At 59.3% G+C, this 3309-nt stretch carries 2 protein-coding genes and 1 pseudogene; 2 read left to right on the top strand and 1 reads right to left on the bottom strand.

From position 1 onward, the window contains the following. The first annotated feature begins 119 nt into the window (after nt 1–119). Nucleotides 120–410 (top strand): DUF3363 domain-containing protein, encoded by a 291-nt coding sequence (locus tag JOY90_RS28535; RefSeq protein ID WP_291694434.1) that lies wholly within the window; start codon nt 120–122, stop codon nt 408–410. Here the strand turns inward: JOY90_RS28535 and JOY90_RS28530 are convergent. Beyond that, nucleotides 319–1704, bottom strand: coding sequence for a GSU2403 family nucleotidyltransferase fold protein (locus tag JOY90_RS28530; protein WP_291694433.1), 1386 nt, complete (start codon nt 1702–1704; stop codon nt 319–321). The genes JOY90_RS28535 and JOY90_RS28530 overlap by 92 nt on opposite strands. Before the next feature lie 441 nt (nt 1705–2145). On the opposite strand from JOY90_RS28530, the pseudogene traG reads away from it, so the two are divergent. Next, a pseudogene (traG, locus tag JOY90_RS28525) lies at nt 2146–3309 on the top strand (IncP-type conjugal transfer protein TraG); the annotation flags it as partial.

Genomic DNA, 3309 nt, shown 5'->3' with positions numbered 1-3309 from the left:
GCTCGATCGCCAGCTCGTCGCCAAGCCACCCGAGGCTCTTGGGCCAACTGGAATGGGCGCGGAAGTCGAGAGATATCGAGGTGAAGGCGGGCGGCAAACTCACCAGCGTCTATCGTCGCATGCTGACGCTCAACAGCGGCCGCTTCGCCTTGATCGAGCCTTCTCACGATTTCGCGTTGGTGCCGTGGCGGCCAGTGCTGGAGAGGGCGCGCGGCCACATGGTTACGGGCAGCGTGGGCGGAGAAGGGATTCCCGGTCGATCGGCATCAAGCGCGGTCTTGGCCGGTGAAGCAAAGCCTAACTTTGCAGCCGCAGGCCTCAGCGCTTGGTGCGGCTTTTTCCGGTCGACCGGGCTGGGTGCTTTTTCGCGGGTGTTTCCTTCAGTAGTCGCGGCACGTCCATGGTTTTGATGAGCACCGCGCCCGGTTCGTCCACCGGCCTCGAAAGATATTTGGTGCGGGCCAGCTGCTCGATTTTGGATCTGTTTCTCAAAACGCCTTCGACCCGGCCTTTCTGGTCTTGCCCGTCTGTCCCGAAATAGTCATCGAGCGCCTCACGGCTGATCGCGCAAATGACAGGGCTGCCAAGCGCGGTGCCCTCGAAAGTCGCGATGTCGCGGCCGAAGTCGTAGCGGACCGGGGCATTGGCGAAGGTCAAGTCGATGCCGGGAATTGTGGAGCGTGGAAGATCGACAAGCTTGAGAGTCAAATCTCGAACAGGAGCTTCCAGCTGGATGAGTCCTTCGGTCAGCAACCGGCGCCAGGTCGGACCACGCTTATATGCTTCCTGCCAGGCGAGCTGCAGTTCATGCGGTCGCTTCTCAGCCAGGACCGCAAGGAGCGCTTCGGCCTGTAGTAGGTCCTTATCGCGTTTTGCGAAACCTTCAGGCCGCCGTCGTGAAACAATCAATTTATGAACGGCATACCGCGCGGGCGCCGGGACTTGAACGTAGATCCCGGCATTGTAAAGGATTACGGCCGACTCTGGCTGATAGATAAGATAATCAAGAAAAGGCAGAGGCTGAGCGTCGGTTTGCAGGGAAGGAAGCGATTGCGGCTTATCGGTGTTAGCTCCGCGGGTGGGGGTGAGAAAATCGACGCGGATGCCATCCCTGTCGACGTAACTCGTCGAACGTCGGCTGTCCGATGCGTTGGGAACGTCTCGAAAGCTTTTGTCGACTTTGCGTAGTGTGTCTATGACCGGCGGTGTGCTGTCCTCAACGGCAACAGACACGTCCCTGGCTTGCGCGATATCGACGTCGGCGGTTTGCAGCAGCGACGAGGACAGCCGGATTCCAAGCATCGCCGAGTAAGTCTGGTAGGCGACCGTGCCGACCAAGACACCGCGCAACCGAAACACTCCCGCCTCGGCTAATCCCGCGATGACGTCGCCGATCCGAGGTATCGGCCCGGGCAGGTTGTATGATCGCAAGAGTGAGGACACCAGTGTTCGACGTTGGCGCTCGTCGTTGCGGGCTGTTTTGTGGTGCTCAATTTGAGCCAACAGTTCGGGCGTTTCCGGTCCAACATATCGTTGCGTGCGGGCGGCGCCGGTTCCGGTCTGAAAGTACCAGTATCGGCGTCCTTTGATGGTTTTAGCTGTAAAGGCACCGTCCTCAGTGAAAGCCTGGTCGAATGCCGCATTCGCGCAGCGCTCCAGCAGTTCGGCGTAGGTCGTTTGCGCGACCAGCGGGGGAGCTGCCACCACGATCTCCTTGGTTATACTCATTTCGCGATTTGAGTATAACTTGATCGATCCGGCGCTGTCCAGCCTGAGTTATACTTAAATCGCGAAATGAGTATAACGTGTCGTTAACGGCGGATCGCCGGAATCGGGCACGTAGAACAAAGAATCGTTCCTTGGCCGGCCGGCACGTCGGGTCGGGCGGTTCCGGTCCGGATATCAGCACGGTCCGTTGATCGCCGCATGGGCGCTGGAAGCGTCACGCAGCGTCGTCAAGCTGCTCACATTCAATTGAGGCGTTTCCCGAATTGCGCAGGCGCTGGATCACGCGCGATCTCTCCGTAAACGCGCTTGATCAATGCGGATTTCGTTGCGACGCGCGATTTTTTATTTCGGTTGAATGTGCGACGTTCTCGCCCTTTTCATTCGCGCGTTCATGTCACGCCGCGAATGGGGCAAGCAATGTTTCCGGCAAGAATCTACGTCGGCCAGATCGCCGCTGTCTTCGGCATCGTCATCGCATCGACATGGATCGCGACGCAATGGACCGCGGCTGCGCTCGGCTTTCAAGCGCGCCTTGGTGCTCCCTGGCTCGTCGTCATCGACTATCCGGTCTATCTGCCGTGGCGATTGTTCGAATGGTGGTTCGCTTACGAAGCGTATGCGCCTGAAATTTTCGAAGAGGGTGGAGCAATCGTCGCCGCCGGCGGAGTCGCCGGCGCCTTGTTTGCAATCGTCAACTCGGTATGGCGTGCGCGACAGAATCAACTGGTCACTACCTATGGCTCTGCACGCTGGGCAGGCGTGAAGGAAGGTCGGGCCGCCGGCTTGTTTGCGGCAAGAGGCGTGTTTCTTGGGCGGCTCGAGAGCAACTACCTGCGTCATGATGGGCCAGAGCATGTCATGTGCTTTGCGCCGACGCGCTCCGGCAAGGGCGTAGGGCTTGTGCTGCCGACACTATTGTCCTGGACGTCGTCGGCCGTGGTACATGACATCAAGGGTGAAAATTGGGAGCTAACCTCCGTTTGGCATTCAACTTTCTCGCTTGTCTGCTGTTCAATCCGACCGACCCAAGTAGCGCCCGCTATAACCCTTTGCTTGAGGTCCGCAAAGGCGTAGCCGAAGTCCGCGACGTGCAGAACATCGCCGACATCCTCGTCGATCCGGAAGGAGCGCCCGAACGCCGGACCCATTGGGAAAAGACCAGCCATTCTAGTCGGCGTCATCCTTCACGTCCTTTACGCCGAGCAGCAGAAGACGCTGACCCGCGTCACCGAGATTCTCGCCGATCCTTCGCAGTCCTTCGGGAAGACGCTGAGGATCATGCGGGCCACAAACCATCTCGGAACCGCGGCCCAGCCAAAGGTGCACCCCGTCGTCGCCGCGACCGCCCGGGAGCTCCTCAACAAGTCTGAAAAACGAGCGCTCAAGCGTCCTCTCGACTGCAGTCAGCTTCCTTGGGCTTTATCGGGAACCCATCGTCAGCCGAAACACCCGAGAGCTGCGATTGGCGAATTGCCGATCTGGTCAGTGCAGACAAGGCCGTCACTCTCTATCTCGTTGTTCCGCCGTCGGACATCAGCCGGACCAAGCCATTGATCCGGCTGATCCTCAACCAGGTCGGCC

The sequence above is a fragment of the Bradyrhizobium sp. genome (assembly GCF_019242285.1).
Classification (GTDB): Bacteria; Pseudomonadota; Alphaproteobacteria; order Rhizobiales; family Xanthobacteraceae; genus Bradyrhizobium.
This window is presented reverse-complemented; position numbering and strand designations above follow the sequence as displayed.